General features: G+C 76.5%; 11 protein-coding genes. 4 read left to right on the plus strand and 7 right to left on the minus strand.

All coding sequences use genetic code 11. From position 1 onward, the window contains the following. Positions 1 to 17: 17 nt before the first annotated feature. Entirely contained in the window at positions 18 to 2,990 is a 2,973-nt protein-coding gene (locus GQS52_RS12020) for a right-handed parallel beta-helix repeat-containing protein (protein WP_259370722.1), read from the minus strand. Next, a complete protein-coding gene (locus GQS52_RS12025; protein ID WP_182313439.1) occupies positions 2,987 to 6,445 on the minus strand; it encodes a hypothetical protein in 3,459 nt (1,152 codons plus the stop codon). The genes GQS52_RS12020 and GQS52_RS12025 overlap by 4 nt, the downstream gene beginning before the upstream one ends. Before the next feature lie 161 nt (positions 6,446 to 6,606). On the opposite strand from GQS52_RS12025, the gene GQS52_RS12030 reads away from it, so the two are divergent. Next, positions 6,607 to 6,801: a hypothetical protein gene (locus GQS52_RS12030; protein WP_182313441.1), complete on the plus strand. Its 195-nt coding sequence runs from the start codon at positions 6,607 to 6,609 to the stop codon at positions 6,799 to 6,801. Positions 6,802 to 7,732: 931 nt separating this feature from the next. Here GQS52_RS12030 and GQS52_RS12035 read toward each other — a convergent pair. The 3 genes from GQS52_RS12035 to GQS52_RS12045 form a co-directional block, all read right to left on the minus strand. After that, positions 7,733 to 8,074: a hypothetical protein gene (locus GQS52_RS12035; RefSeq protein WP_182313443.1), complete on the minus strand. Its 342-nt coding sequence runs from the start codon at positions 8,072 to 8,074 to the stop codon at positions 7,733 to 7,735. 948 nt (positions 8,075 to 9,022) lie between these two features. Next, a complete protein-coding gene (locus GQS52_RS12040; RefSeq protein ID WP_182313444.1) occupies positions 9,023 to 9,586 on the minus strand; it encodes a hypothetical protein in 564 nt (187 codons plus the stop codon). A gap of 76 nt (positions 9,587 to 9,662) precedes the next feature. After that, complete coding sequence (locus GQS52_RS12045; RefSeq protein WP_182313446.1) at positions 9,663 to 9,962, minus strand: hypothetical protein; 300 nt, start codon at positions 9,960 to 9,962, stop codon at positions 9,663 to 9,665. Positions 9,963 to 10,388: 426 nt separating this feature from the next. On the opposite strand from GQS52_RS12045, the gene GQS52_RS12050 reads away from it, so the two are divergent. The 3 genes from GQS52_RS12050 to GQS52_RS27715 all read left to right on the plus strand — a co-directional run bounded on the left by GQS52_RS12050 (position 10,389) and on the right by GQS52_RS27715 (position 11,586). Continuing rightward, positions 10,389 to 11,078 (plus strand): hypothetical protein, encoded by a 690-nt coding sequence (locus tag GQS52_RS12050; protein WP_259370723.1) that lies wholly within the window; start codon positions 10,389 to 10,391, stop codon positions 11,076 to 11,078. A 200-nt stretch (positions 11,079 to 11,278) separates the two neighbouring features. Then, positions 11,279 to 11,443, plus strand: coding sequence for a hypothetical protein (locus GQS52_RS27710; RefSeq protein WP_259370724.1), 165 nt, complete (start codon positions 11,279 to 11,281; stop codon positions 11,441 to 11,443). After that, positions 11,419 to 11,586: a hypothetical protein gene (locus tag GQS52_RS27715; protein ID WP_259370725.1), complete on the plus strand. Its 168-nt coding sequence runs from the start codon at positions 11,419 to 11,421 to the stop codon at positions 11,584 to 11,586. The genes GQS52_RS27710 and GQS52_RS27715 overlap by 25 nt, the downstream gene beginning before the upstream one ends. Here GQS52_RS27715 and GQS52_RS27720 read toward each other — a convergent pair. Both GQS52_RS27720 and GQS52_RS27725 read right to left on the minus strand, forming a co-directional pair. Next, complete coding sequence (locus GQS52_RS27720; RefSeq protein ID WP_259370726.1) at positions 11,525 to 12,244, minus strand: hypothetical protein; 720 nt, start codon at positions 12,242 to 12,244, stop codon at positions 11,525 to 11,527. The two genes, GQS52_RS27715 and GQS52_RS27720, sit on opposite strands and share 62 nt — an antisense overlap. Before the next feature lie 625 nt (positions 12,245 to 12,869). Next, complete coding sequence (locus GQS52_RS27725; protein ID WP_259370727.1) at positions 12,870 to 13,826, minus strand: FtsK/SpoIIIE domain-containing protein; 957 nt, start codon at positions 13,824 to 13,826, stop codon at positions 12,870 to 12,872. Positions 13,827 to 13,857: the final 31 nt, after the last annotated feature.

A 13,857-nucleotide genomic window follows, 5' to 3' on the forward strand; every position in this document is an offset into this window, starting at 1 on the left:
CGGGCCCCGGCCCGGCGTCAGCCGGCCGTTCCCCCGGCGGCTGTGGTGAGCGCCGCCGGGGAGCCGGCCCGGCCAGGCGGGGCCGGCTCCGCCGGAACGTCCAGTTCCGGCACGTCCAGCGCGCAGAGCGTCACCAGATCGTCCTGCGTGGGGAGTTCGATCTCCGCGACCCGGTACGCCTGCCGCTCCGTCATCGCCTGGAACACCTGGCGGGCGGAACGGCCGTTGCCGAACCGGCCGTCGCGCGGCATGTGCTCGAAGTAGCCGTGCAGCATCCCGCGGGCGTCGTCGGTGAGGTTGTACTCGTGCGCGGACGCGTGCTGCTCGACGATCCGCACCAGCTCGGGCGTGCTGTAGTCCTCGAACAGCAGGGTCCGGTTGAACCGCGAGGCGAGGCCCGGGTTCGAGTCGATGAAGTGCTCCATCTCGTTCGGGTAGCCCGCCACGATGACGACCACCGAGTCCCGGTGGTCCTCCATCAGCTTCACCAGGGTGGCGATGGCCTCCTGGGCGAAGTCGTTCCCCCCGCCCCCTCCGGCCGGTGCCAGCGAGTACGCCTCGTCGATGAACAGCACCCCGCCCATGGCCTCCTGGAAGACGCGCTGGGTCTTCGGGCCGGTGTGGCCGACGTACTCGCCGACCAGCGCGGACCGGTCCGCCTCCACCAGGTGGCCGCGCTCCAGCAGGCCGACGGCGGTCAGGATCCGCCCGTAGAGCCGGGCCACGGTGGTCTTGCCGGTGCCGGGGTTGCCGGCGAAGACCAGGTGGCGGCTGAGCGGCGGCGCCGCCAGCCCGGCGGCCTCGCGGCGCTGCACCATGCGCATCAGCTTGACCAGCGAGGCGACGTCGTGCTTGACGCCCTCCAGCCCGATCAGCCGGTCCAGTTCGGCGAGCAGGCTCTCCAGGCTCTCCGCCTCGTCCCCGCTGTCACCGCCGTCACTGCCGTCACCGCCGTCACTGCTGTCACTGCCGTCCGCGTCGCCCGCGTCGCCCGCGCCGTCGTGGGGCGTGCCGCCGCCGGGCTGCGGCCACACGGCGTTCGCCACCCGCAGCGACACGCAGTCCTCGGTCACCGGCGCGGCCTCCGGATCGGCGCTCAGGTCCTCCTCGGCGTCCCGGACCCGGACGCGCCGCAGCACGGGCGCCGCGCCCGCGCCCACGTGCACGGCCGGGTAGCCGGGCGCCGCGATGTCCACGTCCTCGAAGGCGCCGCCCCCGCCCGGCTCCACCACCAGGCCGTTCTTCCCGGCCGCCGTCACGCGTACGTCCCGCAGCCGCGGCCGGGAGCCGGCGGCCACCACGATCCCGGAGCCGGCCGGGTCCCGGACGTCCACGTCCGCCACGACGGGCCGGGCGTCCTCCCCCACCACCAGCGCGGCCGTGCCCGCCCGCAGCAGCCTGGCCCCGGCCAGCCGGACCGTGCCGGGCCCGAGGACCACGGCGGCCCGCTCCACGTCGGACACCCGGCAGTCCGTCAGCTCCGCCTCGCCCTGCGGCCCGGAGACCGTCACGCCCTGGTGGCAGCGCGCCACATCCAGGCCGGCCACGCGGGCCCGCGCCCCGCCGGCCAGGTCGAGGCCCGACATGCCGCAGCCGGTGATCCGGGCGTCGGTGAGCTCCAGCGAGGCCGAGGCCACCGCGTGCACCCCGTGCTCGGGCGACCGCGCGACCCGCAGCCCGTCCGCGACGACCGTGGCGCCGCCGCCCGCGTGCACGGCGCTGTACCGGGTGCCGGTCACGGAGCAGCCGGTGAGGCGGGCCGCGGCCTCGTCGGCCGCCAGCACGCCGTTCGCCCCCGCGTCCCGCACGTCGGTGTCCGCCGCCTCCAGCACCGCCGCGTCCCGGACCGCCAGCGCCGTGCCGCCCGTACGGACGATCCGGACGCCGGCGAGCCGGACCCGGGCGGTGCCGCCGACGGCCACGCCGGAGCCGCCGCAGTCGCGCAGGGCGCAGTCCCGCAGCTCCACCCCGCCCGCGCCGGTGACGCCCACCGCGTCGGCCCCGGCGCCGGTCAGCTCGCAGCCGGACAGGCGTACGCCGCCGTCCCGGCCGGGTTCGGCCTCCCGGTCCCGGTCCCGGTCCCCGTTCCCGTTCCCGTTCTCGTGCCGGTTCTCGTCCCCGTTCTCGTGCCGGTCCCGGTCCTCGTCCGGGGGCAGCGGGGAGCTGCCGAGGACGCGGACGGCCTCCGTCCCGCAGTCCCGAAGGCGGGAGTCGGCCGCGTCGACGGCGGCCTCGTCCTCCACCAGCAGCCCGCTGCGGCCCGGTGCCTCGACCAGGCTTCCGCGCAGCGTCAGCCGGGCCCGTTCGCGGATCCGCAGCGCCGAGCCGGTCACCGCGCGCACCGTGGTGCCGGTGACCTCCAGGGCCGTGTCGCCGCCCGCGACCAGGCCCGTGCCGGTGATGCCGTCGAGCAGGCAGTCGTCGAGGCGCACCGTGCCGGTGGTGCGCAGCAGCACTCCGGCCAGGTGCGCGCCGCGCAGGGTGAGCCCGCGCAGGGTGGCGGTGGCGTCGCCGAGCACGTCGAGCCGGCCGCCGGTGACGCCGCCGCCGGTCCACGTGCAGGCGCCGCCGGACAGCACGACCGCCGGCCGGTCGCCGGCGGTGCCGCGGACCGTGATCCCGTCCAGGGCCGCGCGGACGCCGGGGGCAACCTCCAGCACCGGGGCGTCCGGCTCGGCGTCCGTGCCCGTCCGCGTGCCGGGGGCGGTCAGGACGACGCCGGACACGCCGCCGTCCGGGTCCGCCGGGTCCGCCGGAGCCGTCGGGGCCTGCGGATTCGACGGCGCCGCCGGGGCCTGCGGGCCGGTGGCCGCGCGGAGCGTGACGTCCCGGTCCAGGCGGAGCCGTTCGCGGTGCACGCCGGGCGCCAGGAGCACCGTGTCGCCCGGATCCGCCGCCGCGAGGGCGGCCGCGACGGTCTCGTACGCCACGGCGGTGCCGCCCGGTACGGCGCGGTGGGCGGCGAAGCGGCGCGGGGCGGGCGGGGTCACGGGGCTCCTCCGTCGGACGGGTGGTGGTGCGGGCCGGGCGGCGGTGCGGAGTCGTCCAGCCGCAGTCGGCCCAGTCGGTGGGACACGTCGATGCCGAGCTGCTCCAGCATCTGCTCGGCCCGGTTGAGCGCGTCCTGGGCCGCCCGGGCCCGGCGGGTCACTGTTTCGAGCGCCGAGGAGCCGGACGAGGACTCGCCGGCCTGCGCGCGCAGCAGGTCCAGGTCGCGGGTGGCCCGGTTCAGTTCGGCCTGTGCGTTCGAGTACTGCTCCCAGGCGGTTTCCGCGTCCTGCTGCTGGTTCGTGGCCCGCCCCGGCCCGGATCCGGACGGGGCGGATCCGGACGGGGCGGGCCCGGTGGACGGGCCCGTCCCGTCGGTCCCGCCGGGGGGACGACGGCGCTTGGACGGCGGGGGGCCGTCAAAGCCGGCTCCGCCGCCGTCGCCCGCCCCCGGGCGCCCGGCCGGGCCGGGCCCGCCAGGCCCGCCGGGCGCCGGGGCCGGCGGCGCGGCCTGCGGCGGCCCGACCCGCCATCCGCTGCCGTGCTCCCAGGTGAGGTGGAGCGGCACGCTCCCGCCGTCCCGGCGCCGCTTGGCGCCGGCGGACGCAGCCCCCTCCACGACGTGGGTGACGCCGTCGCCGCCGGTGACGTGGATGTCCCGGCTGAGCGCCGCCGCGTACTGCTTCAGCACCAGCAGGCCGCCCGGGTCCATGGCGAACCGCTCCCCGCTGCCGATGAACTCCCGGAGCGTTCCGGAGGGCGGGTGGATGCGCCCCTGGGCCAGACGGGTGAAGAAGTCCTCGACGCTGATCTTCTCGGCCCCCAGCGCGTCGATGACCGGATTGAGGTTCTTGTCGGCTTCCCTCTTCGCGGCGCTGTGCCAGGTACCCAGTTTCTTCGCGTAGTCCGACTCGCCCGTGTCCACGGGCATGGGCTTGGAGTACGGCTTGTCGAGCCCGTCCACGGTGCTGCTCAGCAGGCGCTCAGGGGCGAGGGAGGCGTCCCGCTGCGCGGCGCCGCTCAGGGCGTCGAAGAGCGAGCCGGGCGGCTGCGGCAGCGGCTGCGTCCCCGGCCCGAGGTGTTCCTCGCGCAGGTAGCGCAGCCGGCGCAGCAGCGCCATGCGGTCGTTGGACAGGGCCAGGTCGCGCGTCGCGAGCCGGAGTTCGTCGGGGGAGATGCCGGCGCGCAGCCCGTCGGCGCCGGGCACGCCCGCCGACACCGCGGTGGAGGGCGGGTTCGTGTCGGCACCCAGGCGCGAGTCGAGGGTGCCGGACACGCCGCCCGCGGTGCGGGTCCGCGGCGGGGCGGCCGAGTGGTCGTGCGCACCGGGCGCGGGGTCGGCGGGGCGGGCCGGCTGCGGGTCGTGCCTGTGCGGGAACAGCGGGTCGCGTCCGGTCGGGACGCCCGTGGCCCCGCCGGCCGGCCCGTCGTCGGGCCGGGCCGTCCACTCGTCCCGGTGGTGGGCCGGGTACAGGCCCTTGCGGGCGGTCTGCGCCGAGCCGCCCGCCTCCGAGGTGCCGACCAGCCGGTCCATCGGGTTCTTGAGGTCGCCGTGGTCCTGGGGCAGCTTGCCGGTCCGCTTGGCACCCGCGATCAGCCGGGCCACGTCGGTCGGCACGGCGGCGCCCTGCACGTCGTTGACGAAGGCCGCGCCGCGCTCCGGCAGGGTGTTGTTGCCGGCCGCGACGGCCCGTTCGGCGAGGCGGGTGTCCAGCGCGTCGACGGCCTTGTTCAGCAGCTGCGGGGTCGCGGTGGTGTCCGGTGCCTTGCCGTGCGGCGGCACCGGGTGGCCGAGGGAGTCCGCGAGGGAGCGGAGCCGGCCCGCGTCGCCGGGGCCGAACCCGCCGAGGGCCGGGCGGGGGCCGTCCAAGGCGTCGGCCAGCTGCCGGATCGCGTCCTGCGCGGCCGGCAGTTCGTGCGCCGGGATCCTGACCCCGCCCGGCCGCAGGGAGGCGGCCGCCCGGCCCAGCAGGTCGCGGGCTTCGTCGGCAGTGCCGGTGAAGGCCGGCAGCGGCAGTCGGCGGTTCATCTCCCAGGCGTTCAGCTGGTTGAGCCGGTTGCCGAGCGTGGCGAACTCGCCCGCACCGCCGCCGAAGCGGAGGGCGTCCCCGCCCTCCCGGCTCAGCATCGTGGCGGCGGCGTCCACGAAGAGGTTCGGCTCGGGAATGTACGGCAGCTGCGGGTGGACCGCCGCGAGCCGGGTCCGCGCGTTCATGTCGTGCTCGATGCGCCGGAGCAGGCCGGGCAGTTCGGCCGGGGCGATGGTCGGCGCGGCCTTCGGGCCTGCGGCTCCCTTGCCCTTGGCCCCCTTGCCCTTGCCCGTGCCGCTCGCTGCGGCGTCCGGCACGGGACTCGGGCCGGCGGCCGCCTTCCCCTTCCCCTTGCCCTTGCCGCTCGCCGCGGCCTCCTTGGCGGCCGCGGCGTCTGCGGCGGCCTTGGCGTCCTTGGCGATCCTGGCGTTGGCCTCCGCGATCAGCTCGGACCTCGCCCCCGCTGCGGTGAGGTCGGGCGCGCGGTAGCCGCCGGCCATCATCAGCGGACGCAGCGGCGGCTCCGGCATCTCGCCGGCCGCGCGCAGGGCGGCGGCGTCGGGCATGCGCAGCGTCTCCTCGAAGTACTGGAAGACGTGCCGGCCGTCGGGGACCACGTGCGGGTGGAAGTCGAAGTCCATGACGGAGAAGTAGGGATGGAGGTTGTGCTCCATCATGGTGCGGGCCAGGTGCGTGCCGACCGCGCTCTCGAGCACGGCGTTGCGAACAGTGCCGTACTGGAAGGAGCCGCCGGTCGCGTTGTACGGCACGTGCACCAGCGCCACCGGGTGGGCGAACCGGGCGTTCCCCAGCTCGGTGCGCATGGCCGCCTGGATGGCGGCCAGTGCGCTATCGGGCCCGTTGACGCCGATCACAACCGCGACGCGCCGGTCGAAACCGTGCAGGCCTGCCCCGACCGTGTCCAGGAAGCGCTGCAGACCACCGTTGGCCAGGCCGTCCCAGCGCACGATCGCGTTGACGACGAACCCCAGGGGCCGGGATTCGGCCACGCTGTCGCGGACGAAGTCCAGGTAGGCGTTCTCGGTCAGCGCGCCCGCGGGCGGGGTGGTCCGGCCGGGACTGCCTTCGCGGAAGGCGTCGTTGACGAGCGTGAACCGGTGGACGGCGCCCTGGCCCGCGCCGGGCGGCGTCCACGGGTGGGCGCCGCCGACCGGTACGGCGGGTGCCGCTTCCGGGGCGTGCGCGGGCGGGTGGGCGCCCGCGTCCATGTCCACGTCCATGGCGTCGTCGGCCGCGCCGGGCCGCGGCGTCGGGTCGGTGGCGGCGGGGTGCGGGGCGGTCCCGTGCGGCACGGGGGCGGGGTCCAGGTCCATGGCGTCGTCGGCCGCGCCGGGCGGCGGCGTCGGGTCGGTGGCGGCGGGGTGCGGGGCGGTCCCGTGCGGCACGGGGGCGGGGTCCAGGTCCATGGCGTCGCCGGCCGCGCCGGGCGGCGGCGTCGGGGCGTCGCCCGCGCCGGTGCCCGCCGGGTGCGGGGCGCCGCCGCCGAGGCGGCGGGGGGCGGGGCGCCGCCGAGGAGGAAGCCGCCGCGTTCGACGGCGATGCGTCCGATGATGCTGCGGATCTCGTTGTGGGTGGCCACCGGATCCATGCCGAGCCGGCGCAGTGCGTCCTCGGCCCGGTCGAGGGCCTGTTCGGCGCGGGCGTAGTCGGCCAGGGCCGCCCGGTGGGCGGGGGTGGGCTGGAGGGGCCGGCGGCGCCCGGCGGCGCGACCTGGTCGAGCCGCCTCTCGGCCTGGCCCAGCCGGGTCAGCGCCTGCTGGTAGGACGCCCAGCCGTTGACCCGGGCGGCGGCCTCCGGGCCGGAGGTGTTGCCGATCACGACTTGTGGACGGCGTGCATCCGCCGGTTCATGGTGATCGCCGCGTCCCGGCCGCCCCACCTGTTGCCGGCGGGCACGGTCGTCGGGCCGGACAGTCCGTCGCCGCCGGGCTGCGACGCGGGGCCTTGCCCTTGCCCTTGCCGCCGGGGGCGGGCGGCAGGGAGGGCACGGCCGACGCGGGGGGGCACGGCACCGTCCCCGGCGGGCGCCGGGGTGTGCGGGGCCGCGGCGGCCGGGGTGGGTGCGGCCTGGGCGGCCGGGGTGGGTGCCGGGGTGTGCGCGGCCTGGGCCGGGGCGGGGTGGCGAGGTCCGTGCCGCCGGTGCGGCCGGGGCGTGCCACCAGGTCGAGGGCGGCGTCGGCCGCGCCGCGCGGCGCCGTGCCGGCGGTGTCCAGTGCGGGGCGCGCGGAGACCGCGGTGGCGTTCTCCGCGCGGACGCCGTGCGTGGCGGGCGGCGGGCCCGCCGGACCGTCGTCCCGCAGCAGGCTCAGGGCCAGCTCCTGCGGGTTCAGGGCCGGTGCCGGCGGCGGCGTCGCGGCCGAGGCCCCGCCGGGGTCGGGGTGGCGCCGCGCCCCGGGGCACCGCGCCCGGTACGGGCACCCCGTCGCCGGTCACCTTCGCCCCGGCGTTCACGGGCGGTGCGGCGTGCCCGGACGGTACGGCGTGCCCGGCGCCGGTGACGGGGGCGTGCCCGGCCGCGGCAGCCGGGACGTGGACACCACCGGCAGCCGGGGCGTGGACGCCGCCGGTGGCCGGGGGCCCGTGCACCGTGCTCGTTCCGGGCACGTGGAGGGCGCCGGCGGCCGGGGCCGGGGCCGCGTGGGGCCGGGCCGGAGCGCGGGACCTCGACCGCGGCCGCCGGGTTCGGCACAAGGTTCACCGCGCCCCGCCCGGCGTCTGGACCGCGCCGCCGCCCGGCACGTGCAGCGGGCCGCCCGCGTGCGCGGCAGCGCCGGTGCCCGCGCCCGGCGTCTGCACAGCGCCCGTCCCGGGGGCGTGGCCGACCGGGGCGGGTCCGACCGGGGCCGTGGCGGCGATCGTGTGCGCGTCCACCGTCCGTACCGGGGCGTCGCCGATGCGCAGCGAGATGCCGTCCGCCCGGATGCCGGTGACGGCGACGTCGCCCAGCGACAGGGCGTGCAGTTCGCTGAAGGTGAGGTTGTCCAGGTCCTCGGCGTACCCGACCGCGCCCCGTGCCATCGACACGCCGTCGCCCACGCCCGCCACCGGCACGCCGGAGACGCCGGCCCGGATGCGCCGACCGCTCCGGGCTGCACGGTCGGGACGGTGTGCGGGGCGGTCTGCGGGACGGTGTGCGCGAGGGGCGCCGGGGTGCGGGCGTCGCGCAGCAGGTCGATGGCGGTGTGGCCGTTCACCAGCAGGTTGCTGTCCAGCCGGACCTGGCCGGCGGCCAGGTCGGTCTGCGCCACCAGCTGCGGACCGCCGGACAGCCCGCCGGGGATGCTGAGCCCGCTCGGCGCGGTGGTCATTCCGGTCGGCGCGGCCGGCAGGTGCAGCGCCGTGCCCGGCGGCGGCGCCGTCACGAGTCCGCCCGGTACGTGCGTCCCGGCGCCGGGCGTCGGCATCCCGCCGGCCGGCGTGCCGGCCCCGAGCCCGTGCACGGCGGGCACGGGCATGCCCGGAGCGGTGTGCGCGCCGAGGGCCGGCAGTCCGCGCATCCCGTCCAGGCCGCCGAAGCCGAGGGAGCCGAGGTTGACCGTCGGCAGCTTCGTGATCGACAGGTGCACGAGGTCGGCCGTGCCGGCGAACCCGGCGCCCGCGCCCGGCCGGAACAGCCCGCCCGGCGACGGGGCCCCGAAGAAGCCGTCCCGCCGAACCGCGCCGGCGGTACAGTGGGGGTGCGGGCACCAGCGCGCCCGGCGGGACGTGCGTCAGTGTGCTGCCGCGCCCAGCACTGCCTCCGCCGGCCGGCGTTGACGAGCAGCGCGTGCAGTTCGGGTCGGGCGATGCCGAGGACGCGCTCGCCGAACGCCAGGCGCGCGGCACCGCCGATGCCGAGCACGCTCATCTCGGCGAAGTTCAGCGGCACCAGCGCGGCCACCGTGAACCGGCCCAGCCGCTGCACGTTGACCACGGTGTAGGCGCCGATCCTGCCCCAGGTGCCGGAGGCGTTGACGGTGGCGCGCGCCCAGTCGGCGCGGACGGTCACCACCACGCCCTTCCAGCCGCTCTGCCCGGCGGTGATGATGCCGCGGCCGATCGCGACAGGTCGAAGCGCAGCGAGCCGCCGATCTTCGCGCCCACGACCATCGGCAGGACCACGAAGTGCGGCAGGCCGGTCAGCCGGGCGATGTTGCCCGCCTGGAAGCTCAGTGCCCGGGCGGAGCCGGAGATGCGGGAGGCGCCGCCCTTGAGGGTGTTGCCCAGGCCCTTGACGAGCTGGCCGACGTTGATGCCCTTGGTGCTGGGGAAGAGCACCCCGAGGAAGGCGAGGCCCAGTTCGAGGCCGCCGGCCTTGCCCTGGCTGAAGTCCACGATGGTCTTGATGAGCAGGGCGGCGTTCATGCCCCAGGCGATGATGCCGAGGATGCCGCCGGTGAACACCGCGATCACCGAGATGATGATCGTGAGCCACTGGAAGGCTTCCCAGAACAGGTCGCAGTCGCTGACCGGCTGCACCATCAGCGTGCCCGCGTGGTGCAGGGAGTTGCGCAGGTTCGTTGCGGCGGTGGAGACGTCCGAGGCGGCGCTGCGGGCGCGTTCCTTCATCGTCTCGCGCGCGGGGTCGTCTCGGACATGCCCTGGGCGGCGCTCAACGCCTGGTCCGCCTCCGCCTGCGCGTTCGTCACGGCGGTGGCGTACGTGCGCAGCGCGCCTCGGCGATGCGGAAGGACTCCTCGACGCGTCCGACGAAGCGGTGCAGGTGCTCGTCGACCACGTCGCGCAGCGCGTCGGCCGTCTTGCCGATGAACCGCTGCCCGTCCCCGGCGGTGTTCTGCAGCTCGCGCAGGCCGTTGTTGATGGTGCCGGCGGAGTCCGCCAGGTCCCGCATGGCGTCCGCGATGGTCTTGAGCGTGGCCGGGTCGCCCGGTGCGGGGTCGGAATCCAGGCCGAGGGCGCTCCAGTCCCCGGGGCGTGCCGCCACCTGCGCCTCCTGGCCGTCCCCTCGTGCCCTTCGCTGACACATGGTCAACGTAACCCGGCCCCAAGCCGGTTCACCCTGTGAACGATGTCACAGCCCGCGGTGGACGGGTCCGTTTTTGAACCGTCCGCGTCCGGCGTGCGTCGCACAGGGGGAGGCCGCCCCGGCGTGTCCGCCCGCCCGCCCGTCCGCCCGGAGGAGTGCTGTGCCCGACATCGCAGTCGACTACGAGCTGCTCAACCAGGTGGCCAAGAAGGCCCGTTCGCTCAAGGACCAGGTGCAGCACGCCCGCGAGAGCAAGCAGGACTACTCGGTCGCGGAGGTCGGCAGCGGCGTTCCCTACGCCATCCGCGCCTACTACTCGGTCTGGAAGGGCTCCTTCAAGCGCTCCGAGGAGAAGCTGGAGAAGCTCGCCAACCTCTACGAGGCGTGGCCCGCGGCTGGGCCGACTGGGACTTCGGGCTCGCCGGTGAGGCCAGCAAGCAGGAGGCGTCCCTCTCCTCGGACCTCTACCGGACCCAGAAGGAGATCTGGGACAAGTGGCAGGAGCAGGTCCGCGCGGGCAACGTCGACCCCGACGACCCGCGCGCGCCCAAGCCGCCGCAGGGCGAACGGCCCTCCAAGTGGACGACCTCGGACGGGCGCGGCAACTCGACCACCACCACGTACGAGTACGGCGCCGACGGCAAGCCGACCAAAATCACCACGGAGGTGCGCACGAGCAGCGGCCTGACGAGCAAGGACGTCACGAACTACCACCCCGACGGCACCTACGACTCCTCGGCCACCGACGTCTACGGCAACGTCACCACCACCACCGGCAAGGCCGTCACCACCGAGACGGACGGCCGGAAGATCACCGACGACTCCTTCAAGAGCGTCACGAAGGCGCCCGGCGACGGCGGCGAGAGCACCACCACCGGCACCAGCCACTCCGTCTACAACACCGAGACCGGGCACCGCGACACCACCACGACCTACACCCGGACCGGCCGGACGACGACGGCAACCAGGAAACCGTCAAGGGCACCAGCACCACGTCCGTGGACCTCAACGGCCACGAGGTCGTCACCACGATCGAGGTCAAGGAGGACGGCAGCGGCACCAAGACCGTGGTGACCGACGGCCGTACCGAGGAGTGGACCAGCCGGAACGCGGCCGGCAACACCGGCTGGAAGCGCTCCGACGACTGACCCCGCCCGAGCCCGCCCGCGCGCCGTCCGAGATCCGTCCGGGCGTTCCGCAGGCCCCCGGACCGGACCACCCGGCCCTGTCCCGCACATCCGCACATCCGCACATCCGCACAGAAGGAGCGATCCATGCCCGCCGGCAACATCAACCTCGACTACAGCGAGATCGTCCGCGTCTCCGGTGTCATGAACCAGGCCGTCAACGACATCAACCCGCACCTGCTGTCCACCAAGACCTCGGTCGAGGGCTGCTCGACAACGGCCTGTTCATGCAGCAGAGCAGCCCGGCCATGAAGGCCGCCTACGAGAAGCTCACCGCCTCCCTCCAGCAGGCGGTGGAGAGCATCAACAGCTTCGCCATGCAGTTCACCAAGATCAAGGAGTCCGTGGAGAAGATGGACGCGGAGATCGCGGCCAGCACCAACAAGGCGTCCTGACGCGCCGCGCCGTCCGCCGCGCACCCGGCCCCGGGTCGTACGCGCGTGAACGGGGGCCCCCGCCGTCCTGCACGGCGGGGACCCGGCCCGTTCCGTTCCGGTCCGCGCGCCCCGGGACCGGGTCCCGGGGCGCGTCTGGGGGCTCAGGCCCGTCGTCCGAGCGGAGCACCGTCTCCGGGATGAGGACCGACACCAGCATCCCCGTGACCGGGTCCACCGTCAGCCCGCGCCCCGGCACCGGCCGGCCGCGCAGCTGGTCGTACGGCAGCCGCACGCCCAGCAGGTCGCCCTCGGCGGGGGACTGCGGCGACAGCAGTACGCCGCGCCGCACCCGCCGCACCTGGCCCAGCCAGCCGATGCCCGCCGACGTCAGCGTCTCGGCGGTGGCGGCGACCGCCAGCCCGTGGCCCCGGTCCCGGCCGGTGGCCGCGATCTCCCGGAGCACCGAATCGGCGGCCGGCATCTGCGCCAGCAGGTCGGCGTCGTCCACCAGGACCACCGCCGGGCCGGTGCCGGCGGCCAGCGCGTCGCGCACCTCGTCGGCCATCGGGTCCGGCGACTCCAGCACCACCGCGTGCGGGTGCCGGCGCAGCCCGCGCAGCGGCGACTCGCGCGGCGTGAGCACCACCACGCGCGTGCCGCCCGCCAGCAGTGACACCGCCAGGCTGGCCAGCGCCGTGGAGCGGCCGGCCCCGGCGGGCCGCTCACCAGGAACGAGGGCGAGCCGGCCGCGAAGTCCACGCCCAGCGGCTCCAGGTCGTCGCCGCCGATGCCCAGCAGGCCCCACAGGGGGCGCCGCTGCTCGGCCGGCACCTTCTCCCAGGCGTCGGTGAACGCCACCTGCCGCGGCAGGGTGAGCACCCGCGCCGGGCGGCGGGCCGCCGGCACGTCCGGTCCCTGCGGGCCGCCTCCTCGCCGATCCGGCGCAGCGCCTCCGCCTGGTCCCGGCCGGTGGCCGTGGACGCGTCCGCGGCCTCCTCGCCGAGCAGCGCCACCTGCACCTCCGTGCCGCTGCCGCCCCGCCAGCCGGCCCTGCGGCACGACCGCCGGGATCTGCTTGGAGGAGATGCCGGCCAGCATGTACTCGTTGCGGTCGGTCAGCCGCATCAGCAGCCGCTCGTCGTTGAGCGAGGCCACCTTGCCCGACAGCAGGGCGCGTTCGGAGGTGGCCACCACGTGGATGCCCATGGGGGCGCCCTCGCGGATCAGGGCGGTCAGCTCCTGCACCGGCCGGCCGCTGTCGTGGTCGCCGAGCAGCGCCACGAGCGAGTCCCAGCCGTCGATCAGCAGCACACGTGGGCGGGCCGTTCGGCGGCCGGCAGCAGCCCGCGCAGCTCGGGCAGCGACGCCACCCCGTGCGCGGCCAGCAGCTCCTGGCGGCGGGCCATCTCCGCGAGCAGCCGCGCGTGCAGCCGGCCCAGCCGCTCCAGGTCGGCGCGCGGCACGACAGCGCCGCAGTGCGGCAGTGCCGTCAGGGCGGCCAGCGCGCCGCCGGCCGCGTCGATGCCGTACAGGTGGACGTCGGCGCTGGAGTGCCGGCGGGCCAGGGCCCGGCGACGGTGCGCAGCACCTGCGAACGGCCGAGCGCGGCGTGCCGATGACGTACAGGTGCCCGAAGGCGGACAGGTCCAGTTCCAGCGGCTCCTGCCGCTGCGCCGCCGGTACGTCGGCCAGGGCCCACGGCACCGGCGCGAGCCTGCCGTTGCCCGGGTCGGGGCGGCGGGGCAGGTCGCCCAGGGTGAGGGCGGTGGGCAGCGGCGGCAGCCACGGGCTGGGCTGCGGCGCGATCGCCAGTTCCTCGGCGGCCTCGCGCAGCGCGTCCACCAGGACGGACAGGTCCGTGGGGCCGTCGGCGTCGGCCTCGGCGGCGGCGTCGTCGTCCTCGGACGCCTGCCCGGGGCGGGCTCGGCCGCGGCCCGGCCCAGCAGGGACCAGTGCACGTCGCTGGTCCAGATCGGCGCGTCCGCGGCGGCCGCGGGGGCGGGTGCGTCCGCAGCCGGTGCGGCCGCGGCGGCGTCCTCCGCACGGCGCCCACGTACGCCGTCTGGAACGGCAGCACCGAGCGGTGCCCCACCCGCGCCAGGGCCCGGCCGGGCGTGGAGGCGGATGGTCACCGCGTCGTTGACCTCCAGCACGTCCTGGCTGTCCATGGTGTCCGTGACGCGGAGCGCGATCCGCAGGTTGGTGTTGGCGCGGATGTCGGCGGTGACCACGCCCGCGGGCCGCTGTGTGGCCAGCACCAGGTGCAGGCCCAGCGACGGCCGCGCTGCG

Source organism: Streptomyces sp. SCUT-3 (assembly GCF_014083985.1).
Taxonomy (GTDB): domain Bacteria; phylum Actinomycetota; class Actinomycetes; order Streptomycetales; family Streptomycetaceae; genus Streptomyces_H; species Streptomyces_H thermolineatus.

Excerpts from the sequence above, each read along its gene's own strand:
- GQS52_RS12040 (WP_182313444.1), bottom strand. The coding sequence starts at position 9,586 with ATGAAGGAACGCGCCCGCAGCGCCGCCTCGGACGTCTCCACCGCCGCA.
- GQS52_RS27715 (WP_259370725.1), top strand. The coding sequence starts at position 11,419 with ATGCAGCAGAGCAGCCCGGCCATGAAGGCCGCCTACGAGAAGCTCACC.
- GQS52_RS12025 (WP_182313439.1), bottom strand. The coding sequence starts at position 6,445 with ATGGACCTGGACCCCGCCCCCGTGCCGCACGGGACCGCCCCGCACCCC.
- GQS52_RS27710 (WP_259370724.1), top strand. The coding sequence starts at position 11,279 with ATGCCCGCCGGCAACATCAACCTCGACTACAGCGAGATCGTCCGCGTC.